This window comes from Oryzicola mucosus (assembly GCF_014534685.1).
GTDB lineage: Bacteria > Pseudomonadota > Alphaproteobacteria > Rhizobiales > Rhizobiaceae > Oryzicola > Oryzicola mucosus.
This window is the reverse complement of the sequence record NZ_JACVVX010000001.1, coordinates 1,258,163-1,276,036: the sequence shown is the minus strand read 5'-3', so window position 1 is coordinate 1,276,036 and position 17,874 is coordinate 1,258,163. Positions and strand designations below refer to the sequence as shown.

The window sequence follows — 17,874 nt, the reverse complement described above, 5'->3', positions numbered from 1 at the left end:
CATGGCGCCTCCCCTTCTCAATCTCGACGGGATCAAGCTGACCTTTGGCGGCACGCCGCTTTTGGACGGAGCCTCCCTGGCGGCCTCGGCCGGCGACAAGATCGCGCTGGTCGGCCGCAACGGCTCGGGCAAGTCCACCTTGCTCAAGATCGCCGCCGGCATGGTCGAGCCGCAGGATGGCGAGGTCTTCCGCCAGCCTTCCGCCACAGTGCGCTACCTGCCGCAAGCCCCCGATCTGGAAGGCTTTGCGAATGTACGGGCCTATGTCGAGGCCGGTCTGGGGCCTGCCGACGACCCCTACCGCGCCGCCTATCTGATGGAGCATCTCGGGCTGACAGGCGACGAGGAACCGCAGGGCCTGTCCGGCGGCGAAGCCCGCCGCGCCGCCTTGGCCCGCGTCATGGCGCCGGAACCGGACATCCTGCTGCTCGACGAGCCGACCAACCATCTCGACCTCCAGGTCATCGAATGGCTGGAAGAAGAGCTCGCCCGCTCGTCTTTCGCGCTGATCCTGATCTCGCACGACCGGCGTTTCCTCGAACGCGTCAGCCGCTCGACCGTCTGGCTCGACCGCGGCCAGACCAAGCGGTTGGACCGCGGTTTCGGGCATTTCGAGGAGTGGCGCGATACGGTTCTGGAAGAGGAAGAGCGCGAGCAGCAAAAGCTCGGCCGCCAGATCGTGCGCGAGGAGCATTGGCTGCGCTATGGCGTCACCGCTCGGCGCAAGCGCAACATGCGTCGGCTGGGCGAGTTGCAGGACATGCGCCAGCGCCACAAGAGCCATCGCGGCGCGGAAGGCGTCGCCCAGATGGTGGCGAGCGAATCGACGGAATCCGGCAAGCTGGTGATCGAGGCCAAGAGCATCGACAAAAGTTTCGGCGAACTGACCGTGGTCAAGGGGTTCTCGACCCGCATTCAGCGCGGCGACCGCGTCGGTCTGGTCGGCCCGAACGGCGCGGGCAAGACCACCCTGCTCAAGATGCTCATCGGCCAGTTGAAGCCCGATGCCGGATCGGTGCGGCTCGGTGTCAATCTCGACATCGCCACGCTCGACCAGAAGCGCGAGGCGGTCGATCCGCAGGAGACGCTGGCCGAATATCTCACCGACGGGCGTGGCGAAAACCTCGTCATCAATGGCGAGCAGCGCCATGTCGTCTCCTACATGAAAGACTTCCTGTTCCGGCCCGAACAGGCCCGCACGCCGGTGCGCGAACTGTCCGGCGGCGAGCGCGCGCGCCTGATCCTGGCGCGGCTTCTGGCCCGCCCCGCCAACCTTCTGGTGCTGGACGAGCCGACCAACGATCTCGACATGGAAACGCTGGAGCTTCTGCAGGAACTGGTCGCCGGCTTTGCCGGCACCGTCATCCTGGTCAGCCACGACCGCGATTTTCTCGACCGCACCGTCACCAGCGTGATCGCGCCGGAAGGCGAAGGCCGCTGGATCGAATATGCCGGCGGTTACGCCGACATGCTGGCGCAGCGCGGCGGCACCAAGCTGGACGACCGCAAGGCGCAGCGTGCCAGGATGGCGAATGGCGAGCCGCAGCCTGCGAAGAACGAGACGGTCCAGCCAAAGGCTGCGACGAAGAAGCTGTCCTTCAAGCAGAAATTCGCGCTCGAAAACCTGCCCCGACAGATGGAAGCGGTGCAGGTCTCGATGGCGCGGATGGAGGATCAGATCGCCGACCCCGCCTTTTACCAGCGCGACCCGACCGGCTTCCAGAAGGCGATTGCCGCGCTCGACAAGGAGCGCGCGACCTTGGCCAAAATGGAAGAGGAATGGCTGGAACTGGAAATGCTTCGCGAGGAGTTGGAAGGCTGAGCTTCCCCGCTAAACGGCCTGCGCCTAGATTGAGATTCTACCAAGGAGATCAGGCCATGCCCGGACTTCAACGCGCAGCAAATAAGCCGAGCCATTCAGACCTGCTGAACGAAGCAAGGGAGCTTGGTTTCGATGTCTCTCAGGTGGCTTCCTCAGACCTGCGACAGACGATCAAGGCCGAAAAAGAACGGCGTTGGAAGCTTGAGAACAAGGAAGCGATCGAGGAGACCAACGCCTATTTTAGGGAACACGGACTGCCTTTGGAAAACTACCGGCAATTTTAATGGCGCGATACGACGTCTATCTCAATCGTAGGGAAGATGGATATCTGCTGGATGTACAATCCGATTTGCTGGACGGATTAGACACCCGCGTGATGGTGCCGCTTCTGGTGGACATCCGTGGTCGGTCGCCGGTGCCACGGCTGAATCCAACGTTCATGTTCGAAGGCAAACGTCTGGTGGTGTACAGCCAGTTGCTGTCCGCCGTATTGGAAAACCAACTTGAAATACCGCGCGGCAATCTTCGCCAGCACCACGATGATATCGTCGCGGCGCTGGACATGGTGTTTTACGGGTTCTGATCGATGAGCGAGCGCAGGGATCAGCCCGCGCTTGCGGTCTGCCAGGCGCGCATCGCTTCTTCGAATATCCGCTCGCCGGGCACGCCCTTTTCGAGCGTGAACAACGCGCGGCGGCCGGATTTATAGACTACCGGGATATCGATCCAGCTCTGCCGGCGCATCAGCGTCAGGTTGGCGTCGGTCTCGGCCTTGGTGTCGTTGAGGGCGACAAGGAAGAAGCCGTCGGCGATCTTGGCCGGAATGCCGAGCAAGGCGTTGCCGGCGTCCTGTTCGGAGCTTTTCATCGCCACGCGCAGGATGTTCTCGATGCCGCCGCCCTCGAAACCGTCCGGCGTCAGGAAGATCATCTCAATGATGTGGCTGGCCGGCAAGGTCTGGTCGGTGTTGCGGCGGATGGTCATGCGCAGTTGCACGTCCTTGCCGGGGATGGTCGCCTCGGCACGGATCGCCGGCTCCGGCGGCAGGTCGCCGCCGGGCGATTCCTGCACCACGCTCCAGACAACATTGCCCGGCTGCGCCGAGCCCTGCGCGACATTGGTGCGTTCCTCGTAAAAGATGGCCTTCTGCGCGACCGACAACGACTGATCGCCCGATGCAGCCGGAGGAGGCGTTTCAGCCTGGGCGGGCTGGGCCGCTTCCGGAGCAGCAGGCGCAATCGGAGCGGCCGGTGGCGCCTGGGTCAAAGCCGCAACCGAGGTGCCTTCGCCGACGCCATTCTCGCCGGAGGCCGGGCCAGGATCGACTTCCGTACCGTCGGCATTGAGACGCTGGGTGAATTTGCCCGGCTCGGCGTCCTGAGCGGGCGCCGCGGCCTGTTCGCTGGCCGGGGGCGTAGTCGCCGGTGCAGCAGGCGGCGGAGTCTCGGTTTCGGCCTGGGCGGGTGCCGCAGGCTGCTGAGCCGGCGCGGCCGGTGTCTCGGATTCCGCCGGAACCTGTTCCGCCGTCTCGGTTCCGCCCTGCGGTATGAGCGCAGCGATTGCGTCGCGGTTGAGCCAGGCACCGTAACCGGCGCCGCCGAGTGCGACGAGAACCACGGCAGCAATCAGAAGCCGGGCACCGCCGCGCTTCTTCTCGGCACGGTCCTCGTCGGTATAGTCGTAATTGTCCGATGCCGGCCTCTCGTCGTCCGCATCCGCATGCAGAACATCGTCACCGGCCAGCGCGGGGCGCTGTTGGGCATCGCGGGGCGGCAGCGAAAGGAACTCGTCGAGATCGGGCTCCTCCTGCGGCGTGACGACCGCCGCCGGCTTGGGCGCGGGTTTTGGCGCAGCAGGTGCCTCCACCGGCACCTTTGGCACATCGGCCACGACGGGCTCCGGCCGGGGCGTTTCCTGAACCGGGGCCGATGTCGGTTTCTGAACCTCGGGAACGGGAACAACGCGCGGCGTTTCCGCCACGGGCGATGGCGTCGGCGGAGCAGGCTTGTCGGCTGGTGTCGGCGGCACGTCCGGCTTGCGCTCTGCGATAACGGGTGGCGGAGCGGGCACCACCGGAGGCGGAGCAGCCTTTTCGGCAGGCTTGGGCTGGGCCGGCTGGGTCCGGTTGCGGTCGATGGACGAAAAGATGCTTTCGAGTTCCGCCAGCGGATCTTCGGGCTCCGGTGCGGGAGCCGGAACAGGCTTCGCGTAGCCTGCTTCGACTGTGGCGATGGCATCTTCGAGCGACTGCGTCTGCCTTTGGGCCACGGCGGCCGGAGGCGGCGGCGTGATCGCCGCCAGCTTGTTGGCTATGGTCGTCCGTGCCTTGTCGTAGACACGCGCGCGCGTCTCGGGCGTCGTCTCGCCAAGTCCATCCAGCGCCTTTTTCAGGACCGCTACGAAATCTGCCATTCTCTACTCTCTCATCCCGGCGCGCGCCCCCGCCATTGGCCGCGTCATCGCCGGATATGGCCAAAACTAGTCTTGAAACGGGTCGGTCACAAGTATCGTGTCGTCACGTTCAGGACTGGTGGAAAGAAGCGCTACCGGCGCGCCGATAAGCTCTTCGATATATCTTACATACTTAACGGCCTGCGCGGGAAGGTCGTTCCAGCTGCGTGCGCCGGCCGTTGTACCCTTCCAACCTTCCAGGCTCTCATAGATCGGCTCGACACGCGCCTGGGCCCCCTGGCTGGCCGGCAGATAATCGATCAGTTCGCCGTCGAGCGTGTAGCCGGTGCAGACCTTGATCTCGTCGAGGCCGTCCAGCACGTCGAGCTTGGTCAGGGCAATGCCGTTGATGCCGTTGACGGCGACCGCCTGGCGCACCAGCACCGCGTCGAACCAGCCGCAACGGCGCTTGCGCCCGGTAACGGTGCCGAATTCGCGGCCGCGCGTGCCCAAAAACTCGCCGACCTCATTGTCCTGCTCGGTCGGGAAAGGCCCTTCGCCGACACGCGTCGTGTAGGCCTTGGTGATGCCGAGCACATAGCCGATGGCGCCCGGTCCGACGCCCGAGCCGGGAGCTGCCTGGCCGGCAACCGTGTTGGACGAGGTCACGAAGGGATAGGTGCCGTGGTCGATGTCGAGCAGCGTGCCCTGCGCGCCTTCGAACAGGATGCGTTCGCCCGCGCGACGCTTGTCGTCGAGTATCTTCCACACCCGGTCCATGTAGGGCAGGATCTCGTCGGCAACGGAGGTAAGTTCCGTCATGATCGCGGAATGCTCGACCTCGGGATGGCCGAGGCCGCGCCGCACCGCATTGTGGTGCGTCAGCATCCGGTCGACCTTGAGGGGGAGCGTTTCCAAATCCGCCAAATCCATCACCCGGATTGCGCGGCGACCGACCTTGTCCTCATAGGCAGGGCCGATGCCGCGTCGGGTCGTTCCAATCTTCGTCCCGGAATTGGAGGCGGCGTCCTCGCGGAAACCATCCAGTTCACGGTGCAGCGACAGTATAAGCGAGGTGTTTTCGGCTATTTTCAGGCGGTCGGGCGTGACGGAGACGCCTTGCTCCTTCAGCTTGGAAACTTCGGCCACGAAGGCATGCGGATCGAAGACCACGCCATTGCCGATGACCGACAGCTTGCCTTCGCGCACGACGCCGGAGGGAAGCAGTGAGAGCTTGTAGACCTTGCCGTCGACCACCAGCGTGTGACCGGCATTGTGTCCGCCCTGGAAACGAACGACGACATCCGCGCGCTCGGACAGCCAATCGACGATCTTGCCCTTGCCTTCGTCGCCCCACTGCGAGCCGACGACCACCACATTGGCCATAGTTTCTTCCCTTCAGGCTTCGCGGGCGAGCCGCGAACGGTTCAAAAAGACAGGCCTCTATAGCGTCAAGAATCCCATTGCGCGACCTTTCTTTGCACCTTCAAGGCCTCGGAGGCACAACAATTTCCCGCTTTTGGGACCTTTACTTCCCCCAGCCCGGGCGGATAGGTGCCGGCTGGACCGTGAGGGCATCGAATGAACAGAACCGCCTATGCATTGCTGGCGCTGACGACGTTGTTCTGGGCTGGCAATTCGATTGCCGGAAAATTGGCGGTCGGCCACGTCTCGCCGATGGTCCTCGTCACCGTTCGCTGGGCCGCCGTCACAGCAGCGCTTTTTCTCTTGAACAGACGGCAGGTCGCCGTCGACTGGGCGGTCATCCGCCCGCGCCTGTTCTATCTGCTCTTTTTAGGCGGGCTCGGTTTCACCGTCTTCAGCATCGCCCTGTATTATGCGCTGATCTACACCACGGCGATCAACGCCAGCATCCTGCAGGGCGGCATGCCGCTCTTCGTCTTCGCGGCAAGCTTCGCCCTGTTCGGCAGCCGTATCCGGATCGAGCAGGCGATCGGCTTCGTCTTGTCCTTCATCGGGGTCGTGGTCATTGCGCTGCGTGGAGACTTCGTCAACCTGATCACCCTCAATATCAATTTCGGCGATGCGCTGATGCTGGTGGCGATCATCGCCTATGGCATTTACACCGCCGCCCTGCGCACCAAACCCATCGTCCACTGGACGAGTTTGATGATCATGCTGTGCCTCGGCGCGACCCTGACCGCGCTGCCGTTTCTCGCCTTGGAGATGGCCGCCGGCGCCACCATCCTGCCCGAGCCGCGCGGCTGGCTGATCATCGGCTTCATCGTGCTGTTTCCCTCGCTGCTGGGCCAGGCCTTCTACATCCGCGCGGTCGAGCTGATCGGCTCGAACCGCGCCGGGCTGTTCATCAATCTTCTGCCGCTGTGGGGCGCGCTGCTGGCCGTCACCATCGTCGGCGAGGAGTTCCACATCTACCACGCGGTGTCGCTGGTGATGATCCTGGCCGGCATCGGCCTTGCCGAATATGGTGGGCGGAAACTGGCGCGGTAGGGTTAGACAATCCTAGAACGCTTTCGGCAAACCCGCTTGCTTGAGCACCGCATTCGCCGTGTGGCGCGACTTGATCGCGTTGTCGATAGTCACCTTGCGGCCGTTTTCCGGCTGATGCCAGATTTCATGGTCACCCTTGCCATGGCGCAAAAGTTTCCACCCAGCCTTGCTGAGGATCGTCTTGAGAGGCTTGGAGAAACTTTCCACAGACTACCGACCTGCGACTCACCCACGCTGGAAGAATAGTTCATCTTCCCGATAGAGATCGGCAATTTGTCGAGCAACGCCCGTGATTCACAGAATATGGGTCGTGAAACCCGACGGAACTCACGCCGCTACAGTTTGGAAGCTGCGGGTTATCAACTCGATTTCAATCGGACCGGAGTCCGTATCGGCCATTAGATCGGGGACGATGAGGGCCAGCTTTTTCTGCAATTCTTCTATCGTCTCAGCCTCTGTAACCACACCACGCTGGTCACGGTCCGACGCGACCCAGACGGCTGCTTCATCATCCCAAAAAGCTTCGACGACGATCTTCATACCGCTCACCCTGCAATAGGAACCATTCTACCGCAACGCTGCGAAAACAAAAAGGCGCGGATGAAACTCCGCGCCTTTGAAGTTCGATGCAGCGCCGATCAGGCTTCGGCAACGTCGAACTGCAGCGGCTTGGCCGAATCGATCGACGGCTGGGCGCGCAATTCCTCCAGCACGGCATCCGGAATACGCTCGTCGAGATAGAGCATGGCAATGGCGTTGCCGCCCGGATGGTCGCGGCCGAGCTGGAAGTTGGCGATGTTGACCTTGTGCTTGCCGAGGATGCCGCCTAGCAGGCCGATGATGCCCGGTACGTCGCCATTGGTGGTGTAAAGCATGTGGCGGCCGACTTCCGCATCCATGTTGATGCCCTTGATCTGGATGAAGCGGGGCTTGAGGTCGGAGAAGCAGGTGCCGGCGATCGCGCGGGTCTGCTTCTCGGTCTTCACCGTCAGCTTGATGTAGCCGTCGAACACCCCCGACTTGTCGCGGCGGATTTCCGACAGGATGACGCCGCGCTCCTTGGCCATGATCGGCGCCGAGACCATGTTGACGTCAGACACCTGCGGACGGATCAACCCGGCCAGAGCCGCGCTGATCAGGGCGCGGGTGTTCATCGTCGCGGTCGCACCGTCGAACAGGATCTCGACTTCCTTGATCGGATCCTCTGTGACCTGCCCGACAAAGGCGCCGAGCACTTCGGCAAGCTTGACGAAGGGCTTGAGCCGCGGCGCTTCCTCGGCCGTGATCGACGGCATGTTGATGGCGTTGGACACCGCCCCCTTAACGAGGTAGTCCGCCATCTGCTCGGCCACCTGCAGGGCGACATTCTCCTGCGCCTCGGAGGTCGAGGCGCCCAGATGCGGCGTGCAGACGACATTGTCCATGCCGAACAGCTCGTTCTGCTCGGCAGGCTCGACCTCGAACACGTCGATCCCGGCGCCGGCGACCTTGCCGCTCTTCAGCCCCGCGATGAGGTCGGCTTCCACAACGAGGCCGCCGCGCGCGCAGTTGATGATGCGCACGCCCTTCTTCATCTTGGCGATGGCATCGGCATTGATGATGTTGCGCGTCTTGTCGGTCAGCGGGGTATGAAGGGTAATGAAGTCGGCGCGGGCGAAGAGCTCGTCCAGCTCGACCTTTTCAACACCCAGTTCGGCCGCACGGCTTTCCGACAGGAACGGATCGAAGGCAACGACATGCATCTTGAGGCCGACGCCGCGCGTCGCGACGATGGAGCCGATATTGCCGCAGCCGATGACGCCGAGCGTTTTGCCGGTGATCTCCACGCCCATGAAGCGGTTCTTTTCCCACTTGCCGGCATGAGTGGAGGCGCTGGCCTCGGGGATCTGGCGGGCGACCGCGAACATCAGGGCGATGGCGTGCTCGGCGGTGGTGATGGAATTGCCGAACGGCGTGTTCATGACGATGATGCCGCGCCGCGAGGCGGCCGGGATATCGACATTGTCGACGCCGATGCCGGCGCGGCCGATGACCTTGAGATTGGTCGCAGCGGCGATCAGCTTCTCGGTCACCTTGGTGGCCGAGCGGATGGCGAGGCCATCATACTGGCCGATGACTGCAAGCAGCTTTTCCTTGTCCTTGCCGAGATCGGGCAGGTAGTCGACCTCGACGCCGCGATCCTTGAAGATCTGGACGGCGGTGGTGGAGAGTTTGTCGGAAACGAGTACGCGAGGCATTTTTTGGATCCTGTCAGGTTGCTGACCCCTCATCCGTCGCCTTCGGCGACACCTTCTCCCCTTGTGGGAGAAGGTGGCCGAGCGGAGCGAGGTCGGATGAGGGGTGTTGCGAAAAAACGAACGCTGAAGCTACGCAGCCGCCTTGAGCGTGGCCTTCTGCTGGGCAAACGCCCAGTCGAGCCACGCGGTCAGCGCCTGGAGATCGGAGGTCTCGACGGTCGCGCCCGCCCAGATGCGCAGGCCGGACGGCGCATCGCGATAGGCGCCGATGTCATAAGCGACGCCTTCCTTTTCGAGCGCCGAAACAATGCCCTTGGCGAAGGCGGCCTGGCCGTCCTTGTCGAGGGCTGCGACCTCCGGGTCGACTATGGAGAAGCAGACCGAAGTGTTGGAGCGCGTCGCCGGATCGACGGCGAGGTTTTCGAGCCAGCCGGATGTCTGCGCGAACGCGTCGAGCGTAGCGAAGTTGGCGTCGGCGCGGGCCACCAGGCCGTCGAGGCCGCCCACCGACTTCGCCCAGTGCAGCGCGTCGATATAGTCTTCGACGCACAGCATGGACGGTGTGTTGATGGTCTCGCCCTTGAAGATGCCTTCGATCAGCTTGCCGCCCGAAGTGAGGCGAAAGATTTTCGGCAGCGGCCAGGCCGGCTTGTAGCTCTCCAGCCGGGCGACCGCGCGCGGGCTGAGGATCAGCATGCCATGTGCGCCCTCGCCGCCCAGAACCTTCTGCCAGGAGAAGGTGACGACATCGAGCTTGGCGAAGTCGAGACGCTGGGCGAACGCGGCCGAGGTGGCGTCGCAGATGGTCAGGCCGTCGCGGTCGGCCGGAATGAAATCGCCATTCGGCACGCGGACGCCCGAGGTCGTGCCGTTCCAGGTGAAAACAACGTCGCGGTCGAAATCGATCTTGGCGAGGTCCGGCAACTGCCCATAGGGCGCATCGAAGGTGCGGACATCAGCAAGCTTGAGCTGCTTGACCACATCGGTGACCCAGCCGGCGCCGAAGCTCTCCCACGACACCATATCGACGCCGCGCGCGCCGAGCAGCGACCACAGCGCCATCTCGACCGCGCCGGTGTCGGAGGCGGGCACGATGCCGATGCGGTAATCGGCCGGCACCTGAAGCACTTCACGCGTCAGCGCAATCGCTTCTTCGAGCTTGCTCTTGCCGATCTTGGCGCGGTGCGACCGACCGAGCGCCGCCTTGGCGAGCGCATCGAGCGACCAGCCGGGACGCTTGGCACAGGGACCTGAGGAAAAATTGGGGTTTGCCGGACGCAGTCCGGGCTTTGCGACGGATGCCGTCATCGTGGTCTATCCTTCCAGATAGTTGGCCCCTCGTTGGGGAGGGGTGGCCCACGGCGGCGTATAATGGAACGGCGGGGGGATGGCAAGGGGACGTCAAGCTAAGCCAACACTTAAAAGGCCGATAGCCCTACGAGGCAGAGAGTATCTCGTAAGCTCTGTACGTGGGGAACGCGACATCGTTCCAGAAAAATGATTCTGCCAGCAAGAACATCGATGCCAATATAAAAAATATCAAAGAATTTCCTCTAAACCTATCAATTACACCAGAAATCGAAATAAGCAGTAGAGGTGCAATAGCGTAAAAATAACGGCCATGAGTCGCTCTTATCCCGCCAGTTATCAGCTGAACCTGATATATATTATATATGGCAACAAGACAAAAAAGTACAAATGCAGAAAACGTTAAAATCGAGAATTTAACTAACGCGTCATCCGTTATAAAAACGATAGGAGAGTTTAGAATTGAAAATACTCCCAAGAACGCAATCAATCCCGCTAAGAATGGCGCCGCAATGCTGTAATTGGAAATGTAGAAATATACAAAAAGCGCAAACGACGCGGAGATTATTACTGTAATGTACTTTATAAAAATCGGTTTGTATTTCACAATAAAAATTGAGTAAATCAAAGATACAATCAAAAGCATAAATAAGACTGCTGATATAAAAATATCTCGGGACAAGCCGTTTGAAAGATAAATCATAACCAAGTCTTTGGAATCATTTCTAAGCCAGATATGTCCATGAAAACTACCAATAAATCTCTCAACAACCGAGGATGCACGAAAGAAATCGAATATCGTAAAATTCTCTGAGGAAAGAACATGTTTTGTCCTTAAGCTTCCGAGCCTTACCCAGTTACCGTATTTTAAAAAGCTATAGAGGTGCCAGAGGAATATAGGTGTAAGAACCAATGACACACCTGCTATCCAACGAAGACTAAAACCCCTGCAGAACAATCTCTGAATGGCAAAAAATGCTACCATGCCCACCAAAAGTGGCAGTGCCGTCGATTTGGTTAATGTAGCCGCAACAAAAGCGAGAATACACAAGGTCTCGTCCAGCCTGCAACCACCCTTCATAAATCGAGCAAGATAGTATCCGCCGATAGCGGCAAATGCGAACACGCCCACATCATTTGAAATGCCGCCACTCAAGGCAACAAAGGTTGGCGTTGCCAAAGCGACTACAACGCAAAACCAAGAGCCAATTAAAGAAAGCGCCAATTCTCTTGATGTCAAATACATGAAGAGAACGCCGACTGCCGCAAAGAGCGCGCTGAGAAACCTTATGGAATAGAGGATCGATACCGGACTATCAGAGAAAACATCGGCGAGAAAACCCGCCGGTGCCATCATCACGTAGTACAAAGGAGGATGACTTAATACGTAGTTTTTCCTTTTCGAAGGCGCTCCATTTTGATTCTCCACCGCAGCAGAGTCTATAAGGCTAACACCATGTTCCGGAACAAAGTTTCCTCGTGCAAATTCCATTACATAAGAGTAGTGAGCAGGCTCATCGGCATTACCCCAAGGGGGCACAATCAAAAAGCCAACGACAAAAAACTTGACAAACGATATCAGAAAAACAGCAATTGGCACTCCCTTATTCATTGAAACTTCCGATTTTTCATTGCAAAGAATAATAATAAGGGTGTCATTATAATAAGAAAAACCATTGAGACCCCTCTAGCGTAGCTTGTCCAAGCATAAATTGGCCTCACAATGTAAGAAGTTCTTACGTTTAATATACCATTATTATTTCTATCCGAATTCCGGGAAGCGACGTAGACAAAAAACCCGTCGTCAGATCCATAACCCTCCACTTCCAGAAATGATTCTTGGTAGTTCATGTTATTCGTACACAATTCTATGAATTTTCTACCGCCGACATCCGAGGATTTTATCGAGACTGTATTCAAAATGACCATGTTCGATATCAGACTGATCTTTGCTGCCGCGTTATTCTTTTTCTTTTGGCCGGAGAGCAGTACTGAGGCGCAAAACGTATCCGCCCTTGCCAACAGCCCCTCATTGACGGTGAGCGGCTGACGAATTTTTAGCCCCGACTTTATAGGAATCTTGCTTGGCTCCTCTCGCGGCCTTGAGACGATCTGCACCTCGGCAAGCGGATGTAACAACGGGAGTAGAGAAACAAACCCTACCATGCACACTAGAAGGAACTTTGACGGGAAGCCTGCGCTCTGAATATAAGCCATCCGCTTCATCGAATCCCATTTTTTGAGAATTCCAATAAAAACGATTTTTTTGGAATAAATGGGGCCGTATTCCCGTCCACAGCGCGAAAACGCAACTTGTACACAGACACAAGCTGAATGACCAAGCCAACAACTGCCAAGACAAACAAGAGCACTGCCAACTTTGTCGAAAATCCATTGGCTTCGATGTTCAAAAATAAGTCGCCTAGCGCATTTTCCGATCTGGTTTTACGTGGGCTTACCGACCAAATTCCATTCAGGAGTGCTGCGGACCAACCGATCGTTAATACTGCCCAAGTCAGCGGGATAGCCACAGCCCTGAAGTAGGTTGCAGAAAATGCGACCGTCAATGCGACTACGATTGTAGCCGGTAAAACATATCTAACATTGAAGGCGCCGTAACCCTTGGCATGCCATATTTGGAAAAATATGTTTGCGCCAAGAAGTATTAAAAGAAGCAGACCAACATCCCAATTCTTGAATTCATTTCTACGGAAACTTTTTATCGCAGCGAACGCAAGCACCGCTAAGCTTGCGATCGAGACGACCCATGAAATATTTACGTTACCGGAGCCCCACTTAATCCATGCGCGACCGTAGAAACCTTTTAGAATTTGAGTGTACGGTGTCACACTTGTCAAAGTTTTCCACCATCCTCTCAATTTCCGGCCCTGCGCTTCCGCTACCCATGATTGGTCCGAATTTCTATACCAAAAACCGCTTTGGAGATAATTTCCATAATAAAACCAGCCGCTTGCAGCTACAGAAACGACGAAGACTGTCAAAATTGAAATTACAGATTTAAAAAAAGCGTCCTTTTTATTCGCCTCCCGACTGGCAGCGACAATTATAACAACGAAGGAAATGAACATTATTCCAACATAGGTTGCTCGCGACAGCATCCCTAACGCGCATACTAACGATAGTAAAAAGACATAGGTCGGCTTAATTCCCTGCCTCAGAATGACAACTGAAATACCAACCGTAAGCGTTGTGGCGAAAACAACAACGGTATCATTCATTATGTCACCCGACACGCGAATGAACGGCGTCCAAGACGCCGCTACGGCAGTAGAAGCCAATGTGACGAGTGGTGATTGACTTACTACCCAGCTTGTCCAAAAAAAAGCCACAACACACAGGACGCCCAAGCACAATGTCAAAACTCTGGCGACGAACACTCCGTCTCGCCAATCCCCGTGGTCGATAGCCTGACCGACAAACGGTGCCAGCACAGCGTAATAAAGTGGAGGATGGTGGGAAACAAACTGAGGCTTGCCGGACCAGGATTGCCCCCCTTTCAATTCGACCGGAATTTTAGTTCCTTCCGCCCAGGACGGAAATTCGCCTTTTGAGAGTTGCCAAGCATAATCTAGATGCCGCAATGAATCCGACGTTCCGGTCCACTTTGTCGCAACCACATAAACTGCGACTATCGACACATAGCTGACAAGGATGCCCGCAAGACCGATTGCCAACCACCGTCGAAGCATCATATTTTCACTCGCTCTTGGGCATGATCTAGATTGTTTATTCTGCCCACGTAAATCGACCCAGCCTCAAGGACTGTTATGACTTTTTTTCAAAAGGGCTTGCTAGGGGCTATTCTTCTATTTTCCGCGCTTCTCGTTGACATCTACAGCGCCATGACGCCGGTTGGAAAGTCACCCGATGAGCGGCACCATTTCGCTTATGCCTACGGCATCTACGAACAGGGCCTTACACCGTTTTTTGACCGCAAGGCAATCCTGACCGATGGCAAGGATCCAAATCACCTCAGGCATCCGCCGGGCTATTATTTCATCCTTGCCAGCGCCATGGCGCTGCTCGACATCGACAAGGATTTTTCCGGCAACGGACTGTCCTCCACGCAATATTCCGGATCTTTGAAGAACGCGGCGATCCAGCCGCTTCGCGCGATATCGCTGGCGCTTTACGCGGTCCACCTGCTTGGGCTGTATCTACTCGTCAACTATCTGGTGAGGCGCAAGCTTGTGTCCGGTTGGGCCGCCGTAGCGGCAACTGCGCTGGTGGTCTTCATCCCGTCTCGGATGCATCTCGCCGGCGCCGTGAACAACGATACGCTTGCCATGGCCGTCTGGCCGTTTCTCGCTCTATACGGCACAAAAACTCTACTGGAGCCCAGCCTTGCGACGCTGCTGAAATTCGCGATTGCCGCAACCGTCGCAGCTCTTACCAAACTCACGCTGGCCATCGTCGTCCTGCCATTTGCCGGCGCAATCATGCTTTTTCAGCTCCTGCGGTTCGATCCTCTGGGATTTCAGCCGCAGTTGCGCTTCTGGTGGTACGAAATTCGCCGGTCACGCCTTAGGGAGGCTGGGCTTTTCGCGGTATTCGCCGTTCTGTTCGTCTTCGCCGCCGCTTATTATGGCAATACCTACGCCAAATTCGGTTCGGTTAACCCGACCTACACGCAGATTTACAACCTCCCCGATGAGGACAACAAATTTCGCGTCGAGCGGACGAAGGAAAGAAGCTGGGGTGCGATTGCCGAGGATGTCGTTGTCTCGTCCTGGCGGACCACCACAGGCGCTTTCGGGCACGAGCATCTTTATGTCGACGCCAATGTTACCACCGAACTCGTGCTTGTGACATTGGCCTTTCTACTTGCCCTAGGCGCAGTCGTCCTAAGCTGGATCTACAGAAAAAACTCCGACCTCCGCCGTTTGCTCATCCCGCTCGTCTATCTCGCTGTTCCGCCATTGTTCTGGCTCATCTGGATCAACTGGAACGTCGGTAATTACGCGCTCAATGGCCGTCTAGGCACGCAGGGGCGCTATACGATCGGCGCATTGGAGGTCGGAATCCTGGGCGTCTTCCTGGCATGGGGTGCCTTGCAGGCGAGCGGTGTCGGGCGACTGCGTCTTATTGGGACGGTTGGAGCATCAGCGGTTTTCATCATGCTTGCGCCGGTGTTCATCAAACCCCTGTTCTACGCTCGCATGAACGAGCACCTTTATTTCGCGGCGAATATGCCATCGCTCGTCGCCAAGAACCTCGCCTCGGATGGGTTCTCGAAAATCACCTTGAAGGCCGCAGAACCTTCGGGCTTCGTTAAAACTGGATATATGGAGTCCAGCCGGAGAACATTGCACAAAGACTATTTTATTTTGTCTCCTAACCAAGCGCGCGTGATAGGTGCTGTCCCAAAGATCGACACTGCGAAATTCAAGGGTCTCGAAGTCGCGGTGTGGGCTCGCGCCGGCTCTCGTCCGTCGGAGCTTCAGCTGTCTCTGAGAGACATTGCAGGCACCACGGAGCCGGCGTCTGAAGTGTTGAAGCTCTCGGGCCACATCTCGGTCACATCCCACTGCTTTTCTATCCCACAGCCGGAACTGGCCATTTCAATCCGGCGGGTCGATCCCGACTATTCGCTGCTGACGCGGCTGTTCAAGAACGACAATCCACCTATCCTGCTCGGCGCCTACGCCAAGCCAGTGGCAGAGTGTAAATAGGCGGAGCGCGCCATGGAGGCCTGTGCCTCCATGGCTTGCCCTCACACCATCATCCGTCTCGCCTCCTTCACGCCCAGCGCCTCGGGCCGGTCGCAGGTGGTCGTCATGGCAACGAATGCGCCGGTGTCGCCGGATGCGAGGATGCCGGTCATGGCTTCGACCGCGTGCAGGGCGAGTTCGAAGGAACAGCGATGCGGGCGGTCTTCCAGGATGGCGAGCGCCATGTCGGCAAGGCCGGCGGTGCGGTAGTTCGCCATCATGCCGTTGGAATGCTTCTGGTTCGGCACGCCGAAGGGGTGCTCCCATTTCGGCAGTTTCTTGACCGGCTTGTCGGCCTTGGTGTAGCCGAGCGCACCGCCGAAGAAGTTGGGATCCGGCACCATGAGCGAGCCGAGCTCGCCGTAAAGCTCCATCGGCGCATGGCCGTGCTTCCACACATCCCAACTGGCGTTGAAGCTGACCGCCGCGCCATTGGCGAATTCGAGCAGCGCCATGATCGTCGTCGGCGTTTCGACGGGAATCTTTTCGCCAGCGCGCGGCTTCGAGCTGATGGTGCGCTCCCTGGCGGGGATGGTGGCAAGGGCTGCGACCTTGCTGATCGGGCCGATGAGCTGGATCAGATTGGCGAGATAATAGGGTCCGAGATCGAGGATCGGCCCTCCGCCCTTGAGGAAGAAAAAGTCCGGATTGGGGTGCCAATGCTCCATGCCGTGGTTCATCACCGTGCAGGAACCGCTGGTGATGCGGCCCAGCGCCCCGGAATCGACGAGATGCCGCGCCTGCTGGTGCGCACCGCCCAGGAAGGTGTCGGGCGCGGAGCCGATGCGCAGGCCCTTGCCGGCGGCGAGCTTGCCGAGGTCGAGCCCTTCCTCGACGTCGAGCACGAAGGGCTTTTCCGAATAAAGATGCTTGCCGGCGTCGAGGACTTCGCGTGACACCTGATAGTGCGCCGCCGGCACCGTCAGATTGACGACGATGTCGATGTCGTCAGAGCGCAAAAGGCCTTCGACGCTTTCGGCGCGCAGGCCGAATTCCTGCGCGCGCGCCTTGGCGGCATCCGCGTTGATATCGGCGCAGGTGCGCATTTCAATGCCTTTGAACAGCGGCGCCAGCTCGAAATAGGCCTTCGAGATGTTGCCGCAGCCGATGACGCCGACGCCGAGGTTTTTCCTTGCCATGAAAGCCGCTCCTAGAATGCCTTGACGGTCTCGATCGACCGCTGCGCGAAGCGGCGGTAGTCGGACGGGTTGTCGTGTTCCATGATGAAGAGTTTGGCCGGCGTCTTGGCCTTCAAGGTCGAAACCAGGCCGCGCCAGTCGACGGTGCCATGGCCGACATCCGACCAGCCGTCCTCGTCCGTGTTCTCGCCCGCGGGCGCGATGTCCTTGACATGGACGGCGACGACTCGATCGGCGTAGTCGGCGATCCAGGCCACCGGATCTGCACCGCCGCGGATCACCCAGGCCACGTCCATCTCCCAGCCAAGCTGCGGGGCGGCATCGAAGATCAGCTTCTGCGGGATCGATCCGTCCGGCAGGGCCACGAATTCGAAATCGTGGTTATGCCAGGCGAAATCGAAGCCGGCCGCGCGAGCCTTCTCACCAATTGCCTCCAGTCGCCGGCCGAAGGCGCTGTACCCCTCCGCATCGGTGGGGCGGTCGGCGGGGTTGAGATAGGGACAGACCATCAGCCTGACGCCGAGGGTCGAGGCAATGTCGACGGCTTCATCGAAGCGGTTTTCCAGGATATCGACGGAGAAGTGCCCGCTCGGCATCGTCAGGCCGGCAGCGTCGAGCTGCGCGCGGAGCGCGTTGGGATCTTCATACACCCCGCCATAACCCTCGACCTGTGTGTAGCCGGCCTCGGCGATGGACTTGAGGATACCATCCCAGGGCAGGAAGTTGCGGGCACTGTAAAGTTGGAAGGACCAGTCCGTCATCATCGTGTTCCG

General features: G+C 58.8%; 16 protein-coding genes. 5 read left to right on the top strand and 11 right to left on the bottom strand.

Translation table 11 applies throughout. The features are described 5' to 3' along the window. The first annotated feature begins 1 nt into the window (after position 1). From ICI42_RS06070 to ICI42_RS06060, 3 genes are read left to right on the top strand one after another with little or no spacing between them, the layout of a single operon-like run. Positions 2 to 1,822: an ABC-F family ATP-binding cassette domain-containing protein gene (locus tag ICI42_RS06070; protein ID WP_188163585.1), complete on the top strand. Its 1,821-nt coding sequence runs from the start codon at positions 2 to 4 to the stop codon at positions 1,820 to 1,822. 56 nt (positions 1,823 to 1,878) lie between these two features. Beyond that, positions 1,879 to 2,106, top strand: a complete 228-nt coding sequence (locus tag ICI42_RS06065) for a type II toxin-antitoxin system CcdA family antitoxin (RefSeq protein WP_188163584.1) — start codon at positions 1,879 to 1,881, stop codon at positions 2,104 to 2,106. After that, positions 2,106 to 2,405, top strand: coding sequence for a CcdB family protein (locus tag ICI42_RS06060; RefSeq protein ID WP_188163583.1), 300 nt, complete (start codon positions 2,106 to 2,108; stop codon positions 2,403 to 2,405). The genes ICI42_RS06065 and ICI42_RS06060 overlap by 1 nt, the downstream gene beginning before the upstream one ends. A 20-nt stretch (positions 2,406 to 2,425) precedes the next feature. Here the strand turns inward: ICI42_RS06060 and ICI42_RS06055 are convergent, their stop codons facing one another. Both ICI42_RS06055 and ICI42_RS06050 read right to left on the bottom strand, forming a co-directional pair. Beyond that, positions 2,426 to 4,234 (bottom strand): hypothetical protein, encoded by a 1,809-nt coding sequence (locus ICI42_RS06055; protein ID WP_188163582.1) that lies wholly within the window; start codon positions 4,232 to 4,234, stop codon positions 2,426 to 2,428. Positions 4,235 to 4,300: 66 nt separating this feature from the next. Further along, positions 4,301 to 5,599: an adenylosuccinate synthase gene (locus tag ICI42_RS06050; RefSeq protein WP_188163581.1), complete on the bottom strand. Its 1,299-nt coding sequence runs from the start codon at positions 5,597 to 5,599 to the stop codon at positions 4,301 to 4,303. A 195-nt stretch (positions 5,600 to 5,794) separates the two neighbouring features. On the opposite strand from ICI42_RS06050, the gene ICI42_RS06045 reads away from it, so the two are divergent. Beyond that, positions 5,795 to 6,685, top strand: a complete 891-nt coding sequence (locus ICI42_RS06045; protein WP_188163580.1) for a DMT family transporter — start codon at positions 5,795 to 5,797, stop codon at positions 6,683 to 6,685. A gap of 12 nt (positions 6,686 to 6,697) precedes the next feature. Here the strand turns inward: ICI42_RS06045 and ICI42_RS06040 are convergent, their stop codons facing one another. The 7 genes from ICI42_RS06040 to ICI42_RS06010 all read right to left on the bottom strand — a co-directional run bounded on the left by ICI42_RS06040 (position 6,698) and on the right by ICI42_RS06010 (position 13,943). After that, a complete protein-coding gene (locus tag ICI42_RS06040; protein WP_188163579.1) occupies positions 6,698 to 6,892 on the bottom strand; it encodes a type II toxin-antitoxin system HicA family toxin in 195 nt (64 codons plus the stop codon). 120 nt (positions 6,893 to 7,012) lie between these two features. Beyond that, complete coding sequence (locus tag ICI42_RS06035) at positions 7,013 to 7,225, bottom strand: DUF1902 domain-containing protein (protein WP_188163578.1); 213 nt, start codon at positions 7,223 to 7,225, stop codon at positions 7,013 to 7,015. 98 nt (positions 7,226 to 7,323) lie between these two features. Beyond that, the gene (serA, locus tag ICI42_RS06030) at positions 7,324 to 8,922 is read right to left on the bottom strand and encodes a phosphoglycerate dehydrogenase (protein WP_188163577.1); all 1,599 of its coding nucleotides are present in this window, start codon (positions 8,920 to 8,922) and stop codon (positions 7,324 to 7,326) included. A gap of 129 nt (positions 8,923 to 9,051) precedes the next feature. Further along, entirely contained in the window at positions 9,052 to 10,230 is a 1,179-nt protein-coding gene (locus tag ICI42_RS06025; RefSeq protein ID WP_188163576.1) for a phosphoserine transaminase, read from the bottom strand. A 127-nt stretch (positions 10,231 to 10,357) separates the two neighbouring features. Further along, complete coding sequence (locus tag ICI42_RS06020; RefSeq protein WP_188163575.1) at positions 10,358 to 11,842, bottom strand: ArnT family glycosyltransferase; 1,485 nt, start codon at positions 11,840 to 11,842, stop codon at positions 10,358 to 10,360. After that, positions 11,839 to 12,447, bottom strand: coding sequence for a hypothetical protein (locus ICI42_RS06015; protein WP_188163574.1), 609 nt, complete (start codon positions 12,445 to 12,447; stop codon positions 11,839 to 11,841). The genes ICI42_RS06020 and ICI42_RS06015 overlap by 4 nt, the downstream gene beginning before the upstream one ends. 5 nt (positions 12,448 to 12,452) lie before the next feature. Beyond that, a complete protein-coding gene (locus tag ICI42_RS06010; protein WP_188163573.1) occupies positions 12,453 to 13,943 on the bottom strand; it encodes a hypothetical protein in 1,491 nt (496 codons plus the stop codon). 75 nt (positions 13,944 to 14,018) lie between these two features. Between ICI42_RS06010 and ICI42_RS06005 the strand changes: the two genes are divergently transcribed. Next, positions 14,019 to 15,923, top strand: coding sequence for a glycosyltransferase family 39 protein (locus ICI42_RS06005; RefSeq protein ID WP_188163572.1), 1,905 nt, complete (start codon positions 14,019 to 14,021; stop codon positions 15,921 to 15,923). 41 nt (positions 15,924 to 15,964) lie between these two features. On the opposite strand, the gene ICI42_RS06000 is transcribed toward ICI42_RS06005, so the two are convergent. Next, on the bottom strand, positions 15,965 to 17,101 hold the full coding sequence (locus tag ICI42_RS06000) for a Gfo/Idh/MocA family protein (RefSeq protein ID WP_188163571.1): 1,137 nt from the start codon (positions 17,099 to 17,101) through the stop codon (positions 15,965 to 15,967). An 11-nt stretch (positions 17,102 to 17,112) separates the two neighbouring features. Beyond that, positions 17,113 to 17,862, bottom strand: coding sequence for a sugar phosphate isomerase/epimerase family protein (locus ICI42_RS05995; RefSeq protein WP_188163570.1), 750 nt, complete (start codon positions 17,860 to 17,862; stop codon positions 17,113 to 17,115). Between the last annotated feature and the right edge of the window lie 12 nt (positions 17,863 to 17,874).